Genomic DNA, 1,297 nt, shown 5'->3' with positions numbered 1-1,297 from the left:
TGAAGTGACCCCCAAAAGTTAGACAATATTTTGAAGTAAAAATTGTTCAAGCAGCCGAAAGGGCTTGCTGTCTGTGAATTGCAGGCGGCAAGCCCTTTAGCTTTGCCTTGATCCTGCGGTTGTTGTAGTAATCCAGATATTCGATCAGTTCCAGTTTGAAGTGTTCCATGGAGCGAAACTCCTGCAAATACAGCAGCTCACTTTTGAGCAGCCCGAAGAAATTTTCTATCACAGCATTGTCCAGACAGTTTCCCTTGCGGCTCATGCTCTGGCGAACACCTTTCTCCCGGAGCATCTGTTGGTATTGTTTGTGTTGGTACTGCCAGCCCTGGTCAGAATGGAGAATCAGTTTTGTTCCGGCCGGGATCTTTGCAAACGCCTCGTCCAGCATGGTGGTTACCATGCTGAGTACAGGATGATCCGATATGGTGTAACTGACCAGATCGCTGCTGTGCAGATCGAGAATCGGGGACAGGTAGAGCTTCTCTCCAAACAGGCTGAACTCCGTCACATCCGTGACCCATTTCTGATTCGGCTTTTCGGCATGGAAATCCCGATTTAGCAGATTTGGTGCGATTTTGCCCACTTCTCCCTTATAAGAGCGATACTTCTTCATCCTGACACGGCAAACTAAGCCCAACTCTTTCATAAGCCGCTGGACAGTCTTGTGGTTCAGGAGGAAATTGCGCTTGCGAAGTTCTGCCGTGATCCGGCGATAGCCGTACCGGCCCCTGTTTTCGTGGTAAATCGTTGTGATTTCTTCCTTAACAGATGCATATTTGTCTTCTTTCTGCATCTGCTTCGAATGATAGTAGAAAGTGGCACGGGGTAGTTGAGCGATTGAGAGCAGAATACTGAGTGCGTGTTTTTGCCTTAGCTTCTGAACTACCAGCGTTTTTTGTGCTGGCGTCGCTCGTCTTCCAAAACCAAGGCTTGCAAATTTTTTAGGTAGTCATTCTCCGCACGCAGTCGCTGCACTTCGGCCAACAGATCTTCTTCTACCTCTTTTGGCAGTTTCTTTGACCGACCAGTGCTGCTGCGGCCCCGTCGCTCAACCGACAAGCCTTCCGGCCCTTCTTCCAAATAAATGCGTTCCCAGCGCTCTATAATTTTATGGTCGTTAATTCCAAATTCCTGCATTGCTGCATAGATACTCAGATGTTCTTTTTTCATGGTTTCTACAACCATTTTCTTGAACTCCGGCGTATATCGTTTGTTTGGTACTCCTTTTGGCATAGCAAAACACCCCACTTGTTAGATAGTATATCATACTGTCTAACAAATGGGGTGCTGTTCA

General features: G+C 47.3%; 2 protein-coding genes. Both read right to left on the bottom strand.

The genetic code is table 11. The annotated features are described in order from the left end of the window. Positions 1-46: 46 nt before the first annotated feature. Complete coding sequence (locus GPK89_RS15365) at positions 47-892, bottom strand: IS3 family transposase (protein ID WP_252261713.1); 846 nt, start codon at positions 890-892, stop codon at positions 47-49. Further along, positions 886-1,236: a helix-turn-helix domain-containing protein gene (locus GPK89_RS15360; protein WP_147609786.1), complete on the bottom strand. Its 351-nt coding sequence runs from the start codon at positions 1,234-1,236 to the stop codon at positions 886-888. Before GPK89_RS15360 ends, GPK89_RS15365 begins: the two co-directional genes overlap by 7 nt. Positions 1,237-1,297 lie beyond the last annotated feature (61 nt).

This window comes from Gemmiger formicilis (genome assembly GCF_018784445.1).
Lineage (GTDB): Bacteria > Bacillota > Clostridia > Oscillospirales > Ruminococcaceae > Gemmiger.
The sequence above is the reverse complement of the archived record's forward strand: the minus strand, read 5'-3'. Positions and strand labels throughout refer to the sequence as shown.